This window comes from Nocardia brasiliensis (assembly GCF_011801125.1).
Classification (GTDB): Bacteria; Actinomycetota; Actinomycetes; order Mycobacteriales; family Mycobacteriaceae; genus Nocardia; species Nocardia brasiliensis_C.
The window spans coordinates 7,362,406-7,377,628 of record NZ_CP046171.1 but is presented as its reverse complement, the minus strand read 5'-3'; the positions used below and the strand labels follow the sequence as shown (position 1 = coordinate 7,377,628).

Here is a 15,223-nt window from a genome sequence, read left to right as displayed (position 1 = left end):
CGGATCATTGGTCGTCCCGGACGCGGAAGCGGGACACGGCGGCCGAGCCGAGGAAGCCGACCAGCGCCAGCGCGATGATCGCGGGCAACAGCGTGCTGTCCTGGCTGTAGGCCGCCCAGACCGCCAGGCCGGACGCGGCGATCGCCATCAGCGAGTCGATGCCGACGACCCGGTCCAGCGTGCTCGGCCCGGCCAGCGTGCGATAGCTGGTCAGGATGGCGGCGACGGTCAGCATGACCCCGGCCACGATGGCGACGACGGTCACGGGAGCACCTCCGGAGGTGTTGCGGTCGAACGCCATTCGGTCGGCCGCTCGAACGACGAGATGAGCAGCTGCTCCAGGCGCCGGGTGGTCCGATAGAACTTGTCCACCGCGTCGTCGCTGCTGACGTCGAGCACGTGGACGTAGACGACGCAGCGCCGCCGGTCGATCTCGAGCACCATGGTGCCCGGGATCAGATTCAGCACGTCGACGCACAGCACGAGCACCAGATCGGACTTGGTGCTCAGGTAGACCCGCAGCACCCCGGACACCGGGGGCGGGGCGGGGCGGATGGCGAACCAGGCCACCTGCACACTCGACTCGATCGCGTAATACGAAGCGACGAAGACCAATTGGAGCAGCGACAGCGGGTGCAGCCGACCGCCGACCGGCACCCGTGGCAGCGGCAGCGCCAGCATGAGCAACGTGCCGACCGCGACGCCCGCCAGCAGGTTGGCCGCGCTGAGATCGCCCCACAGCGCGATCCACACCACCGTGAGCCAGCTCAGGACGCCGATGCGAACGGCATGCTCCCGGCTCACGCCGCGCTGCCACCGCCGGGCGGTCATCGGCCGTCACCTGGTTCGGCGGGCGCCGAAACGCCCAGTACCGCGGTGATATACACGCCGGGATCCCGCAGATCCGCCGCCGCGCGGTCGGCGATGCGCAGCATCGGACCGGCGAGCACCGTCAGGCTGAGGCCCACCGCGACCAGCGCCGCGGTCGAGCCGACCATCGGCAGCGGCATCCGGCCGGGATCGGTGCGCTCGTCGTAGAGCACGTCGGTGGTGTCCTCGATCAGCGACGGTGTCCGCGCCGCCGACAGATGCCCCTCCGGCGCCTCCGCACGCGGTCGCCAGAATGCCTTGCTCCACACCCGCGCCACGGCGTACAGCGTGAGCAGGCTGGTCAGCACCGACCCGCCGACCAATACCCAGGCCAGCACGCTGCCGTCCTGCGCGCCCGCCTGCAGCAGCGCCACCTTGCCGATGAACCCCGAGAACGGCGGAATACCACCGAGATTCAGCGCGGGGATCAGGAACAGCACCGCGAGCACCGGACTGGCTGCGGCCAACCCGCCGAGCCTGCGCAGCGACGTCGAGCCCGCCTGCCGCTCGATCAGGCCGACCACCAGGAACAGCGAGGTCTGCACCAGAATGTGGTGCGCCACATAGAAGACCGCGCCGGCCAGGCCGGACACACTGGCCAGTCCCACGCCGAACACCATGTAGCCGATGTGGCTGACCAGCGTGAACGACAGCAGTCGGCGGATATCGCTCTGCGCGATCGCGCCGAGGATGCCGACCAGCATGGTGAGCAGCCCGCACACCAGCAGAATGGACTCGAACTCGCCGCCGGGGAACAGCAGCGAATGGGTCCGAATGATCGCGTACACACCGACTTTGGTGAGCAGGCCGGCGAACACCGCGGTCACCGGCGCCGGCGCGGTGGGGTAGGAGTCGGGCAGCCAGCTCGACAGCGGGAACACCGCCGCCTTGATCCCGAACGACACCAGCAGCACCGCGTAGATGGCCGTGCGGATGCCCTCCGGCACCGCCCCGATCCGCTCGGCGAGCTGGGCCAGGTTCAGCGTGCCGGTGGCCGCGTAGGTCATCGCGATGCCGGTCAGGAAGATCAGCGAGGCGAGCATCGAGACCATCACGTAGGACACACCGGCGCGGATGCGGGCGGCGGTGCCGCCGACGGTCAGCAGCACGAACGACGCGGCGAGCAGGATCTCGAAGCCGACGAACAGATTGAACAGGTCACCGGCGAGGAAGGCGGCCGAGACACCGCCGGTGAGCACCAGGTAGGTGGGTCGGTAGATCGAGGTGGGCTGGCGCTGGTCGCCGTCGCGGATGTTCTGTCCCGCACCGTAAACCGCGACCGCGAGCAGCACGATGGACGAGACCAGCAGCATCGCCGCCGAGAGCCGGTCCACCACCAGCGTGATGCCGATGGGGGTCTCCCAGCCGCCGACCTGCACCGCGGTGGTGCCGTGCCGGTCGGTCAGGTACAGCAGGAAGGCGCAGATGACGACGACGGCGGCGAGCGCGCTCAGCATGATGACGCGCTGGGTGCGCGGTCTGCGGCCGTAGACCAGCGTGCCAGCGGCCGCGAGCAGCGGCACCAGCACGGGCAGCGGCATCAGGACGCGCAGCAGGTCGGGGGAAAGGCTCACGCTTCCGGGTCCTCTCGCTCGCGCCTGCGCGCCAGATCCACGTCCTCCTGGTCGTTTTCGACATCGTCCGTGGTGGTCAGCGTGAAGGAACGGTAGGCGAGCGCGAGCACGAACGCCGCGATCCCCATGGTGATCACGATGGCGGTGAGCACCATCGCCTGGGCCAGCGGATCGGCGGTGTCGCGCGAAGTGGTGTCGGACTGGCCCTGGATCGGCGCGCGCCCGTCGGGCCCGGCCAGCGTGATGATCAACAGGTTCACCGCGTTGCCGAACAGGATCATGCCGAGCAGCATCTTCGATACCGCGCGCTCGAGGATGAGATAGACCCCGCACGCGACCAGCACCCCGATGACGATGAGCAGGGTCAGATTCGCCGTCATCGCGCCGCACCTCCCTTCGTCGTCGCGGTGGTGTCGGTGGCCAACTCGCTGTCCAGGCGGGCCCCGAGGCTGCGCAGCACGTCGAGCACCAGGCCGACGACGATCAGGTAGACACCGAGATCGAAGAACAGCGCGGTCACCAGTTTGACGTGGCCGAGCACCGGCAGGGTCACCTCGAAGATCGCCGAGGACAGCGGCGGTGCGCCGAAAAACAGCGAGGCGCCCGCGGTTCCGGCGGCGAGGGTGAGCCCGGCGCCCAGCAGATGGCCCGCGTCGACCGGCAATGCCTCGCCGAGTTCGTAGCGCCCGCCCGCCAGATAGCGCAGCGTCAGCGCGAGCCCGGCGGTGAGACCGCCCGCGAACCCGCCGCCGGGCGCGTTGTGCCCGGAGAAGAAGAAGTACACCGACAACACCATGATGGTGGGGAACACCAGGCGGGTGGTGATCTGCAGGACCATCGAGCGTTCCGCGCGATCGACCAGCCGCCCGGCGGGCAGCCAGCTCACCAGATCCGGGTCGTAGTGCGGGGAGTCGGCGGCGCGCGGTGCGCTGCCGAAGCGACGGCTGCGGAACACCAGGGAGGCGACGCCGGTCGCGGCGACCACGAGCACCGAGATCTCGCCGAGGGTGTCCCACGCGCGGATATCGACGAGCAGCACGTTGACGGCGTTCTTGCCGCCGCCGAATTCGTAAGCGGCGTCGGGGATCCGGCGCCAGATCGGCTCCGCGGTGCGGGCCGCGGTGGCGAACGCGGCGAATACCGTGACGGCCGTGCCGACCAGCGCCGCCAGGATCGCGCGGCGCGCCTTGAACGCGGTCGCCTTGCTCTCCTCGATCTCGGCGGGGAAGGCGCGCAGCACGAGCACGAAGATCACCAATGTCAGTGTCTCGACCAGGAATTGGGTTAGCGCCAGATCGGGCGCGCCGTGCAGCGCGAAGATCACGCCGCAGCCGTAGCCGGTGACGCCGACCACGAGCACCCCGGCCAGCCGGTTGCGCAGCACGGTCGCGCCGAGCGCCATCGCGATCATGATGCCGCCGATCACCGCCTGCAGCGGCGAATCCCACAGGCGCAGTTCGACTCCGGTGCGGGTGCCGACCGCGAGCAGCACCGCGGGCAGGATGATCAGGGTGCTCAGGATGGTCGCCTGACTCAACGGCAACGAGCCGCGCTGCACCGCGCCGGTCATCCGCAGCGACAGCCGATCCATCGCGCGCAGCGTGGCGTCGTAGGCGCGGTCGGCGTTGCCAAGGCGCGGATGCGCCGGATCGCGCAGCCGGTCGCGCAGCTGGAACAGCGCGATACCGCCCGCGATCACCAGCACGGTCAGCAGCAGGGCGAGATTCACCCCGTGCCACAGCGACAGATGCGAAACCAGCTCCGTCGGCAGGGTTTCCGCGTACGGGCTGACCAGCCGGTTCAGGCCGGGCGCGGCCAGGCCCGCGGCGAGGCTCGCCACGGCGAGGACCGCGGGCGCGGCGAGGAACAGCGCGCCGGGTGCGTGCCAGTTCGGCTCCCGGTCCGGTGCCTGCTTGTCGCCGGCATCGAGGTATTCGGTGACGCGGCGGACTCGATGCGCGCCGTGCGGGGTCGGCTGGCCCGGCTTGTCGGCGAAGGCGCCCCAGACGAAACGGATGCTGTAGCCGACGGTCAGCATCGAGCCCAACACCACGCCGACGGCGAGCGCCGCCTTGGCCGGTTCGGCGAGATTGTCCGCGTCCAGGATCGCGCTGAGCGCGCTCTCCTTTCCGACGAACCCGACCAGTGGCGGAATACCCGCCATGCTCGCTGCGGCGAGCACGGCGATGCCGCACAGCACCGGGGCCCTGCGGCCGAGCCCGGTGAGTTTGCGCAGGTCCCTGGTGCCCGCGCTGTGATCGATGATGCCGACCACCATGAACAGGCAGGCCTTGAACAGCGCGTGCGCCACGATCAGAGCCGCACCGGCCAGCGCCGCGGCCGGGGTGCCCACACCGACCAGCACGATCAGGAAGCCCAATTGACTCACCGTGCCGAACGCGAGCACCAGTTTCAGATCGGCCACCTCCATCGCGCGCAACCCGGCCAGCAGCATCGAGGCCAGCCCGAGGGTGAGCACGAGCGGATGCCAGACCGGGTTGCCCGCGAAGACCGGCGCCAGCCGCGCCACCAGGTACACACCGGCTTTCACCATCGCCGCGGCGTGCAGGTAGGCGCTGACCGGGGTCGGCGCCGCCATCGCGCCGGGCAACCAGAAGTGCAGCGGCACCACCGCGGACTTGCTGAGCGCGCCGACCAGGATCAGCACCAGCGCGACGTTCACCGCGAGCCCGCTCGGCGGTTGTGCCCTGGCCAGCAGGTCCGAGAATAGATAGCTGCCGCTCGCCTCGCCGAGGATGATCAAGCCGACGAGCATCGCCAGCCCGCCCGCGGCGGTCACCAGCAGGGCCTGGATCGCCGCGCGCCTGCTGTCCGCCCGTTCGGCGTAGTGGCCGACGAGCAGGAACGACAGCACGGTCGTCACTTCCCAGAAGACGAAGAGCAGCAACATGTTGTCGCTCGTCACGAGTCCGAACATGGCGCAGGCGAAGCCGACGAGTTCGGCGGCGAACAACCCGAGCCGCGGCTCGTCGTCGTCGAAGTACCGAGCGCAGTAGACCAGGATCAGCGCGCCGATGCCGAGCACGAGCACGGCCATGATCGCGGCGAGCGAATCGAAGCGCAGATCGATGTTCATCGCGATGCTCGGCGCCCAGGCGAGCCGAACCTGCTGTGTGCTACCCCAATTCGCGATCACCCAGCCGAGGCAGCCGAGGGGTGCCAGCGCCAGGACATAGAAAGCGTTGCGCCCCAATGCCTTCACCCACAACGGTGCGACGAGCGCGGTGGCGGCGATGGCGAGCAGGATTGCGAGCAAACTGCACTCCGTCCGGTAGGGGGCGGGGTCGTGCGAGACAATCCTACTCGGAGCCTGGGACTTTCCGCTTCCCGTCGGCTATGGCGTCGGCCATCCCGCGCTGGTCAGGCTATATATCCGCTAACGCGGCGTCGGGCGTCGATCCGCTCGCGCGCGGCCTGCCACGTGGCCGCAGCCGATACAGCACGGCGAGCCCGACCGCGCTGCCGAGCGCGATGGTCAGCGCGGCGCGCCCCGGGGTGCTGTTGTAGTCGGCCGTGCCCGGATCGTGCCAGGCCTTCTCGGTGTCCGGCAGCGCGGTCACCACCGAAGGCAGGTAGAGCGCCGACAACGCCAGCACGCCGCTCGGGGCGTAGCGCGGTCGCGCGGTGGCGCAGCAGTAGCCCGCGGTGAGCGCCAGCACCGCGCTGCTCGCCGCGAACAGCAGCCGGTTCGCGTCCGGCGGGGTCAGCACGGCGAACCCGGCGATGCCCGCGATCAAGGTGACGGCCAGCGTCATCGAGGGCATCCGAACACCGGCCAGGATGCCGATGGCGGTCAGCGCGACCATGCCCCAGACGGTCCAGGCGGGCCGTGGCGCGTAACCGAACGCGTCGGCGGCCGCGGTCAGCGCGACCGCGAGATAGACCGCCGCGCCGTCGCGGCCGGGCAGCAGCATCGCCGCCACCGTGGCGGCCGCGATCGTGGCCGCGGCGGCCAGCCCGATGTCGACCGCGTGATTGCTGCCGGGCGCGTTGCTGAACTGCTTGGTCAGCCACTCGGTGACGGCGAGGATCACCAGCGCGAGCACCAGCGCCGCGAGAATCGGCGTGATCGGCAGCTCGACCGACGCCCGCTGCGGCTGCTCGTCGGTGGCCGACCAATTGCGCATCGTGCTGAAGACGAGCAGCACCAGCGCCAGCACGATGAGCCAGCGCGGCGGCGTTTCCAGCACGGCGAAGGGGTCGAGGTCGATGTGCAGCAGCGCGGACAGGTCGCTGAACACGAAGAATCCGGCAGCGCCGAGGGCGAGACCCACCGCGGGCAGCGGCCTGCGCAGCACGGCGGCGCCGAGGCCGCCGAGCACGATCCCGGCGCACACCGCGTCGATGTAGTTCTGCGTGGTCAGCATGTCGGCGGAGGAAACCTGTTCGCCCGCAATGTGGTTGATCAGCTGTGCGAGCGCGCCGAGCAGCGCGGTCAGCCACGCGGTGGCCGGGCGGGCCGCGGTGCACACGATCACCGCGACGGCGACCGCGACGATCACGCCGATCGCGGCGCCGCGCGGCACGCTGTTGACGAGGTTGGTGATCCGGTAGGGCGTGCTGTCGCGGATCGCGCTGAAGGTGACCGGCAGGAACAGCGTCACACCCGCGACCGCGGCGCCGAAGAACGCCGCGATCGCGTCGAACGCATCACCCATCCGCCGCACGTGCCGAACATACCCGCGCGCGCCGGTCGAGCCTGTGATTGCCACCACTTTGCCCGGGTATGTCGAGGTGGTGGTGACATCGGAAACTGTGCCTTTACGGCGCGTTTGCCGTGCTGTCGCCGATTGCTAGAGGTAGCGGCCCTCGCTGCCGGTCGGCTGTCCCTTGGCGTCGGCGTAGCGGCGCAGCGATTCGACCTGGAGCGGGTCCAGCGAGGCGCGCACCACGGTGCGCGCCGCCGCCACGTCGGCCGCGGTGACATCGGCGGCCTCGACATCGCGGCGCATCGCCGCCAGCGCCGCCTCGCGCAGCAGGGCGGCGCAGTCGGCCGCGGAGAACCCGTCGAGGCCGCGTGCCAGCGCGGGCAGATCGACGTCACCGGCCAGCGGCACCGAGCGGCCCGCCGTGCGCAGGATGGCCAGCCGGGCCGCGCTGTCCGGCGGCGGCACGAAGACCAGCCGTTCCAGCCTGCCGGGCCGCAGCAGGGCAGGATCGATCAGCTCGGGACGGTTCGTCGCGCCGAGCACCACGACATCGCGCAGCGGTTCCACCCCGTCGAGTTCGGTGAGCAGCGCGGCGACCACGCGATCGCCGACCCCGGAGTCGCTGCTCTGCCCGCGCCGCGGGGCGAGCGCGTCGACCTCGTCGAGGAAGATCAGCGACGGCGCGGAATCGCGGGCGCGCTGGAACAATTCGCGCACCGCCCGCTCGGACGAGCCGACCCACTTGTCCATCAGCTCGGCGCCCTTGACGGTGTGCACACTCAGCTGACCGGTACCGGCCAGCGCGCGCACCAGGAAGGTCTTGCCGCAGCCGGGCGGGCCGTAGAGCAGCACGCCGCGCGGCGGGTCGACGCCGAGGCGCGCGAACGAATCCGGGTGTCGCAGCGGCCACAACACGGTTTCGGTGAGGGCCTGCTTGGTCTCCACCATGTCGCCGACCTCGTCCAGGGTGAGGCTGCCGATGGCGGGTTCGTCCATGCCGGAGCGCGAGAGCGGGCGGATCACGGTCAGCGCGTCGAGCAGATCCGGTTGGGTCAATCGCGGGTCGGTGTGTTCCTTGCTCGCCCGCGATGCCGCGCGCAACGCCGCCTCCCGGCACAGTGCCGCCAGGTCGGAGACGACGAAACCCGGTGTGCGCGCGGCGATGTCGTCTAGGCGCAGGTCGGCGACCGGTACCTGGCGCAGCAGCTGCTCCAGCAGCGATCGGCGCACTGCGGCGGTGGGCAGCGCCAGCGCGAGTTCACGGTCGCACAGGTCGGGCGCGCGCAGCCGGGCATCGACATCGGCGGGATGCGCCGTGGTGGCCAGGAACGCGACGCACGGTTCGGCGACGGCGGCGCGCAGCTGATCGAGGATGAGCGTGGCGACCGGCTCGGCCTGCGCGGGCAGCAGCGCGTCGATGTCGGTGATCAGCAGGATGCCGCCCTGGCCGGAACACGCGTCGGCGACCGCCTCGGCGACCTCGCGCAGCCGGGTGCCGCTCTCGGCCGCGCCGATGGTCGGGCCGTCGAGTTCGACGATGCGGCGCGGGGCGGTGACCGCGCGCGCCAGCGTCGCCTTGCCGACCCCCGCGGGCCCGGTGATCAGGACGCCGAGATGCGGTGTGGCGCCGAGGGTTTTGAGCAGCTCGGGCTCGTCGAGGGCGAGGCTGAGCCACTCCGCGAGCTTGCTCGCCTGGCTGTGCGCGCCCGCCAGATCCTTGACGGTGATCCGCGGCGCGACATCGCGCACCGCGCCGTGCCTGCCCGCAGGCGCGCCGTTCACCGCGGCCGCGCCGTCGAAGGCTGCGGCCTCGGTCGCGGCCTGGGCGGCGGCGCCGGTGGGGGCGGGCTCCCCGGCCTGCGCCCGGTCGGCGGCGTCGCGCGCCGCGACCGCCCCCGCGCCCCACACGACCGCGGTGTTCGGCTGCACGCTGACCGGCCCGTGCGGATCGGTGGCGGTGACGGTGAGCAGCTCGGTGGTCCAGGCGATGCCGAAGGTGCGCGAAAGTGCCTGGGCGGCAGCGGCGGAACTGATGTCGGGGCCGAGGTCGCGGGGCAGCAGCGAGACCGCGTCGCCCACGGTGACCACCTTGCCGAGCAGGGCCTGGCGCAGGGTCGCCGCCGCGATGGTGCGGGTCGCCTGCACCGAACCGCTCACCGAGATCTGCTTCGCCCCGTACACGGTGACCGGCGCGACGATCACGGTGGCGTTCTCCCGCAGCCCCGCGTTGGACAGCGTCACGTCGTCGAGCAACGCGATGCCGGTCGGGGTACCCGCGGGCGCGACGCCGACCACCGCGGCCGTGCGCCGCGCGCCGACCAGCGCGATGCCGTCCCACTCTCGCAGTCCGAGCGCGGCCAGCGCCTCTGGATGCAGCCGCACCACCCCGCGGCGGGCGTCGGCAGCGGACGGATTCCATCGAGCGGTGAGCGCTAGTTCTGCCACCGTGCCATTCTGCCGTGCCGACGCGGGCCCGTGGCCGGGACGGCGTGACCCGCTACTGAGCCGGTGCCTACTTCTTCGCGACGATCCCGGCGGCGACGCCCACCGGCGTCTCGGCCACGCTGCCGGACAGGCAGACCAGCTTCGCGGTGCCGAGCGCGACGTTCGGGCTGCCCGCGAATGTGCTGTCCGGATTCTGCGCCAGCAGCTGCTCGATCAGTGCCTTCTCCGCCTCGCTGTCGAGTTTCTTGAACTCGGCGCAGGTGGTCTTCGACGGGTCCGCTGCCGCGTTGCCCGGCGCGTCGGCGCCCGCGTTGCCCGGCGTCGCGGTGCTGCTCGCCGCGGCGGGCGCGCTCGGTGCCGCGGCCGCGGCGCTGGTCGAGCTGCTCGGCCGCGAGCTGGTCGCGTCGCCGGCGTCGGTCGAGGACTGGCCGCAGCCGGCCAGCAGCAAGGCCACCGTCCCGGCGGCGAGGACGATGGCGGATGTTCGCTTCATACCGTGCTTTCCCCGATGGGTTCTTGTGGAATCAGCACGCCACGGACCATCGCGGAATACCGGGGCCTGCGGCGTGCTCGGTGCAGCGTACCGGTTTACCGGGATCAGTGGATGTGTGCCCGCCAGTCCGCTGGCACCCGGTCACGCGGACCGGGCGCGCCCTGGTCGGCGGGGTGGCTGGTCGGCGGCGCGAGTTCCGGTCCGTCGCCGTACATTTGCTCGGTCTGGAAGTTCCAATACCAGTCCTCGCCCGGTTCGAAGCTCTGAATGAACGGGTGGCCGGTCGCTTTCGCGTGCTTGCTCGCGTGCTGCTGCGGCGAGGAGTCGCAACAGCCGATGTGGCCGCACTGCGCGCACCGGCGCAGGTGCACCCACCAGCCTTGTGCCTGTTCGCATTCCAGACAGCCGGTGCCGCTCGGCGCCGCGCCGGGGTCGATGCCTTCGAGTTCCGCTGTCATCGCTGCTCTCCTGCGGTCGATGGGGTGGCGTCGTCGGTGGTGTTGTCCGTGTTCGGGTGCAGCGGCAACCAGACCGTGAACCGTGTGTTGCCAGGCACGGAGTCGACCTGGATGTCGCCGTCGTGCTTGTTCACCACGATCCGGAACGAGATGTCCAGGCCCAGCCCGGTGCCCTCGCCCATCGGCTTGGTGGTGAAGAACGGTTCGAAGATCCTGGTGCGCACGTCGTCCGGAATGCCGGGCCCGGTGTCCCCGATTTCGACGACGGCACAGTCGTTTTCGTGCCTGGTGCGGATGGTCAGCGTGCCACGGCCCTGCATCGCGTACACCGCGTTGTCGATCAGGTTGGTCCACACCTGGTTCAATTCCGCCGCGTAGCACGGTACTTCGGGCAGCGCGCGGTCGTAGTCCTTGACCACTTCGACGCCGTCACCGATCTTGCGGCTCAGCATCACCAGCGTGCTGTCGAGCAGATCGTGGATGTCGACCACCTGGAACGGCGCCCGGTCCATCTGCGAATACTGCTTGGCCGCGTTGACCAGGGACGAGATCCTGGTGGTCGAGTCCGCGATCTCGTTCATCATCAGCTCGGTCTCGATGGTGTAGTTCAACCAGCGGATCGCGCCCTGGAACACCTGCTCGGTGCAGCCCTCCAGGGTGCCTGCCACCCGCTCGAGCCAGTCCACGTCGAAGCCGGCCTGCACGAAGTTCGGCGCAAGGTTCCAGCCGTCGACGATGCCGTGCTCCTCGAGCCACTCACCGAGCAGGTCCTCGCGATCGGCGGCCTCCATCGGGGTGAGCTCGGGCGCCTTGGCCACCTGCGCGGCCGCCTCCTCCTGCAGCCGCACCAGCGCGCCGAGGGAGGCGGTGTCGAACTTCCCGTCGGCCATCATGGCCAGCTTGTGCCGCATGCCCGCGACCCGTTCGCGCAGGCCGGAGGTGGCCCGGACGGCGGCGGCGGCGGGGTTGTTCAGTTCGTGGGTCAGGCCCGCCGACAGCGAGCCGAGGGCGAGCAGCCGCTCGCGCTGGCCGACCCTGGCGTTGGCGTTGCGGTTGCCGAAGAACACGCCCTCGAGCAGGTGCACCGCCATCGGGAACCACTCGTGCATCATCTGCGCGAAAATCGCGGCGTCGAGCACGTAGAACCGTGACGTCCTGGTCACCGACATCGAGCTGTTGTAGGTCTGGTCGACCTTGTCGCCGAGATAGGCGCTCCACGCGCCCGCGTAGGAGCCGTGATGCTGCGTGCGCACCAGCTCGACCTCCGTGCCGCCGGACAGTTTGGTCAGCACGACCTCGCCGTCCATCAGCACGTAGAAGCAGGTGGCCGGGTCGCCCTCGCGGAAGACGAGGCCGGGCTCGATCGTCTCGATCCGCCCGTCCCGGCACAGCCACGCCAGCTGCTCGTCGTTCAACTTCTCGAACAGGAACAGCGTGCGCAGTTCCGCGGGGTCGCAGACCAGCCTGCTGCTGCGGTCCGCGGTGTCGTTCGAATTCATCTGCCAGCCTCCTGTTTACGCGAGGTACCGGTGCACGAGCATCACGGCCATCGCACCCTCGCCGACCGCCGAGGCGACCCGCTTGGCGGAATCGGCGTGCACGTCGCCCGCCACGAACACGCCGGGCACGCTCGTCTCCAAATGGTGTGGCGGCCTGGGCAATTCCCAGCCCGCGGGCCGCGCGCCGTCGACCATCAGGTCCGGCCCGGCCAGCACGAAGCCCGCATCGTCGCGCTTGACCACGCCGTCGAGCCAATCGGTTTGCGGTGCGGCGCCGATGAACAGGAACAGCCGCTCGGCCTCTGCCTTCTCCTCGGCGCCGGAGACGTTGTCGCGCAGCACGATCTGTTGCAGGTGGTCGTCGCCGTCGGCGGCGCTCACCTCGGTGTTGGTGTGCACCTTGATGTTCGGGATCTGCGCGATCTGCTGGATCAGGTAGTGCGACATCGACTTGTCCAGCGAGTCCGCGCGCACCACCAGGTGCACCGTCTTCGCGTTGCGGGACAGGAACACCGCGGCCTGACCCGCGGAGTTCGCCCCGCCCACGATGTAGACGTCGCGATCGGCGCACTCGGACGCCTCGGTCATCGCAGAGCCGTAATAGACCCCGCGCCCGGTGAACTCGTCGACGCCGGGCGCCGGATGCCTGCGATAGTCCACGCCGGTCGCGATGATCACCGTGTGCGCGCACAGCCTGCCGCCGTCGGCGAAGCGCACCGTGCGCGCCGAACCGTTCACCTCCAGCCCGACCACCTCGCGGGTGGTGATCACCTCGGCGCCGAACTTCGCCGCCTGGCGGCGGGCCCGGTCGGCCAGCTGGGCGCCCGACACACCGTCCGGGAAGCCGAGATAGTTCTCGATGCGCGAGCTCTGCCCGGCCTGTCCGCCGGTCGCCGTGCGCTCCACCAGCACCGTGCGCAGTCCCTCGGAGGCGCCGTACACCGCGGCGCCCAGCCCGGCCGGACCGCCGCCGACCACGATCAGATCGTAGAAGTCGCCGGTCGCGTTGACGGTGAGCCCGACGTGCTCCGCGAGCAGGCTGTCCGAGGGCTGGACCAGCGCGTCACCGGCGGCCGTGATCACCACCGGGCAGCGCTCGGGATCGGCGCCCGCGGCCTCGAGCAGCCGCGCGCCCTCCGGCTCGTCGGCCAGGTACCACCGGTAGGGCAGCTGATTGCGGGCCAGGAACTCGCGCACCTGCGAGGACCGCGGCGACCAGCGGTTGCCGACCACCTTGGTCTCGGTCACCGGTCGATGCTCGCTGCTGCGCCAGGAGTCGAGCAGCCCGTCCAGCACCGGATACAGCTTCTCCTCCGGGGGATCCCACGGCTTGAGCAGGTAGTGGTCCAGGTCGACCACGTTGATGGCGTTGATCGCGGCGTTGGTGTCGGCGTACGCGGTGAGCAGGACGCGGCGGGCATACGGGTGCAGGTCCATGGCCTGCTCCAGGAATTCGATGCCGTCCATGCCCGGCATCCGGTAATCGGCGATCAGGACCGCGACCGGTTGGCCGCGCAGTTTCATCTCACGCAGCGCCTCGAGCGCCTGCGCGCCCGATTCCGCGCGCAGAATCCGGTATTCGGCCCCGTAGCGGCGGCGTAGATCACGGACAACCGCTCGGGAGACCCCGGGATCATCGTCGACGCTCAGGATGGCCGGTTTCGTGGCAGCGGGTGAAGTCACCTATCGAGTATGTACGGTCGTGCGAAACGCAGCGTCAACGTTCGCTCGAGGCGGACGATATGGCCGGTCAGAGCAGGTGGTGCCGGATGAGATCGAGCTCGTCGTTGGTGAGCAGACGTTCGAGGTTCTCGGGGGAGGGGCCGCGGGCGGTGCCTGCTTCGGTGTCGCCGCCCGGCAGCAGCGGAACGTGGTCCGCATGTCGACGATGTAGGAGTGCGCGCAGTTTCACGGCCGATCACCTCACGTTGGACGGGAAAGCTCTGAGGCTGTGTCGTTGCTTCGTCTATCCCGCATTGTGCGCTCGGCATTACAGAATTCGGCGCGCAACATGCTGAATGTGATCCAACTGTCCTCGGATTAAAATACGCATAAACCATGGAACAGGTTCGGGCGCGTAACCACCGGCCCGCCCCGCTGGACCCCGGAGGCCCCGTTGCCGCAGAATCTCGAAGCCGCCATTGACATTTCCGCCCCGCCGGAGCAGGTGTGGCCGGTCGTCGCGGACCTGAAGCGGATGCCGGAGTTCAGCCCGCAGCTGGTGCGGATCCTGCCGCTCGGCTCGCCGAGGAAGGGCACCTGGACGCTGCACCTGAATACCGACGGCAAGCAGTACTGGCCGACCACCGGGCGCATAGTGCGTTTCGAACCGAACCAGGTGTTCGCGTTTCGGATCAACGAGAATCGCTCGATCTGGAGCTACACCCTCGAGCCCACCGCGACCGGCACCCGGCTGGTCGAGCGCCGCGACGTCTCCCGCGGCACCACCTGGCTGTCCCGCAGGCTGATCGCCACCAAACTAGGCGGCGAAGTCCCCTTCGAGTCGGTCCTCGTCCGCGGCATGACCGAAACCCTGGAGAAGATCAAGGCCGCGGTAGAAGGACACAGCTGAGCACGCAGACTTCCGCGTCCGTCGGTGCTTTCTATGGGATAGGGGCCGGTCGAGATGTCCAAGGGTTTCGTTCTCCGCTACGTCGAAGCGTGGTCGACGGACAAAGCCGCGCGGCTGCTCGCGGAACTCGAGGGTCTCGGGTTCCACCTCGGCCACCCTGTGACCGGGGCCATCTCCGAGGTCAGTGCTGGCTGGGAAACAATCGGCGAGCAGGTATTCGTCTCTCGTGATGGGCTCGTGGTCGACTTGTCTTTGCGAAATCGGGACAGGCTGACCTTTCAAATGTGGTTCGACCATCAGACGGATATCGTCTCGTCCGTGCAGCGCGTCGGAAACGGTCTCGTGGTGCACGAATACAGTTTCGACGGCCTGAGCCTCGATGAGCAACAGGTCTCCGTCGAAAGATTGGCGTCGACCATTTTTCATCCGGCCACCGATTTGCGTGCAGCAGTTGTCGACCTGTGGGGCGCAACCGAAGACTTGGATTGGGATGCGATCGTCGCGGGTGGTTCGATCCCGATCGATCCACGACCCGAACTGGTCGCACTGGCGCCGCCGCTGGATGCGCGGCACGGTGAGTTGTCCGAGGTCCCGCACCGACGCGCCGGTGAACTGATCATCCGTTCGACCCTCTGATCCCAG

The 15,223-nt window shown here is 69.8% G+C and carries 14 protein-coding genes; 2 read left to right on the top strand and 12 right to left on the bottom strand.

The features are described 5' to 3' along the window. Positions 1-4: 4 nt before the first annotated feature. From F5X71_RS33740 to F5X71_RS33685, 12 genes are all read right to left on the bottom strand, one after another. Positions 5-265 carry a monovalent cation/H+ antiporter complex subunit F gene (locus F5X71_RS33740; RefSeq protein ID WP_167465611.1) on the bottom strand — a complete coding sequence of 87 codons (261 nt, stop codon included), beginning with the start codon at positions 263-265 and terminating at the stop codon, positions 5-7. Next, complete coding sequence (locus F5X71_RS33735) at positions 262-831, bottom strand: Na+/H+ antiporter subunit E (protein ID WP_428981425.1); 570 nt, start codon at positions 829-831, stop codon at positions 262-264. The genes F5X71_RS33740 and F5X71_RS33735 overlap by 4 nt, the downstream gene beginning before the upstream one ends. Continuing rightward, a complete protein-coding gene (locus tag F5X71_RS33730) occupies positions 828-2,444 on the bottom strand; it encodes a Na+/H+ antiporter subunit D (protein ID WP_167465610.1) in 1,617 nt (538 codons plus the stop codon). The genes F5X71_RS33735 and F5X71_RS33730 overlap by 4 nt, the downstream gene beginning before the upstream one ends. Then, positions 2,441-2,824: a Na(+)/H(+) antiporter subunit C gene (locus F5X71_RS33725; RefSeq protein ID WP_167465609.1), complete on the bottom strand. Its 384-nt coding sequence runs from the start codon at positions 2,822-2,824 to the stop codon at positions 2,441-2,443. The genes F5X71_RS33730 and F5X71_RS33725 overlap by 4 nt, the downstream gene beginning before the upstream one ends. After that, positions 2,821-5,721 (bottom strand): Na+/H+ antiporter subunit A, encoded by a 2,901-nt coding sequence (locus tag F5X71_RS33720; protein WP_167465608.1) that lies wholly within the window; start codon positions 5,719-5,721, stop codon positions 2,821-2,823. The genes F5X71_RS33725 and F5X71_RS33720 overlap by 4 nt, the downstream gene beginning before the upstream one ends. Before the next feature lie 109 nt (positions 5,722-5,830). After that, positions 5,831-7,123 carry a hypothetical protein gene (locus F5X71_RS33715; RefSeq protein ID WP_167465607.1) on the bottom strand — a complete coding sequence of 431 codons (1,293 nt, stop codon included), beginning with the start codon at positions 7,121-7,123 and terminating at the stop codon, positions 5,831-5,833. Positions 7,124-7,258: 135 nt separating this feature from the next. Then, complete coding sequence (locus F5X71_RS33710) at positions 7,259-9,559, bottom strand: AAA family ATPase (protein WP_167465606.1); 2,301 nt, start codon at positions 9,557-9,559, stop codon at positions 7,259-7,261. Between the two features lie 67 nt (positions 9,560-9,626). Then, a complete protein-coding gene (locus tag F5X71_RS33705) occupies positions 9,627-10,052 on the bottom strand; it encodes a hypothetical protein (protein WP_167465605.1) in 426 nt (141 codons plus the stop codon). Between the two features lie 104 nt (positions 10,053-10,156). Continuing rightward, positions 10,157-10,510: a UBP-type zinc finger domain-containing protein gene (locus tag F5X71_RS33700; protein ID WP_167465604.1), complete on the bottom strand. Its 354-nt coding sequence runs from the start codon at positions 10,508-10,510 to the stop codon at positions 10,157-10,159. Then, positions 10,507-12,009, bottom strand: a complete 1,503-nt coding sequence (locus F5X71_RS33695) for an ATP-binding protein (RefSeq protein ID WP_167465603.1) — start codon at positions 12,007-12,009, stop codon at positions 10,507-10,509. Before F5X71_RS33695 ends, F5X71_RS33700 begins: the two co-directional genes overlap by 4 nt. A gap of 15 nt (positions 12,010-12,024) precedes the next feature. Then, a complete protein-coding gene (locus tag F5X71_RS33690; protein ID WP_167465602.1) occupies positions 12,025-13,692 on the bottom strand; it encodes an FAD-dependent oxidoreductase in 1,668 nt (555 codons plus the stop codon). Positions 13,693-13,759: 67 nt separating this feature from the next. Beyond that, a complete protein-coding gene (locus F5X71_RS33685; RefSeq protein ID WP_167465601.1) occupies positions 13,760-13,921 on the bottom strand; it encodes a hypothetical protein in 162 nt (53 codons plus the stop codon). 204 nt (positions 13,922-14,125) lie between these two features. On the opposite strand from F5X71_RS33685, the gene F5X71_RS33680 reads away from it, so the two are divergent. Together F5X71_RS33680 and F5X71_RS33675 are read left to right on the top strand one after the other, a co-directional pair. Then, positions 14,126-14,581 carry an SRPBCC family protein gene (locus F5X71_RS33680; protein ID WP_167465600.1) on the top strand — a complete coding sequence of 152 codons (456 nt, stop codon included), beginning with the start codon at positions 14,126-14,128 and terminating at the stop codon, positions 14,579-14,581. A gap of 54 nt (positions 14,582-14,635) precedes the next feature. Next, the gene (locus F5X71_RS33675; RefSeq protein WP_167465599.1) at positions 14,636-15,217 is read left to right on the top strand and encodes a hypothetical protein; all 582 of its coding nucleotides are present in this window, start codon (positions 14,636-14,638) and stop codon (positions 15,215-15,217) included. The last annotated feature ends 6 nt before the right edge of the window (positions 15,218-15,223 follow it).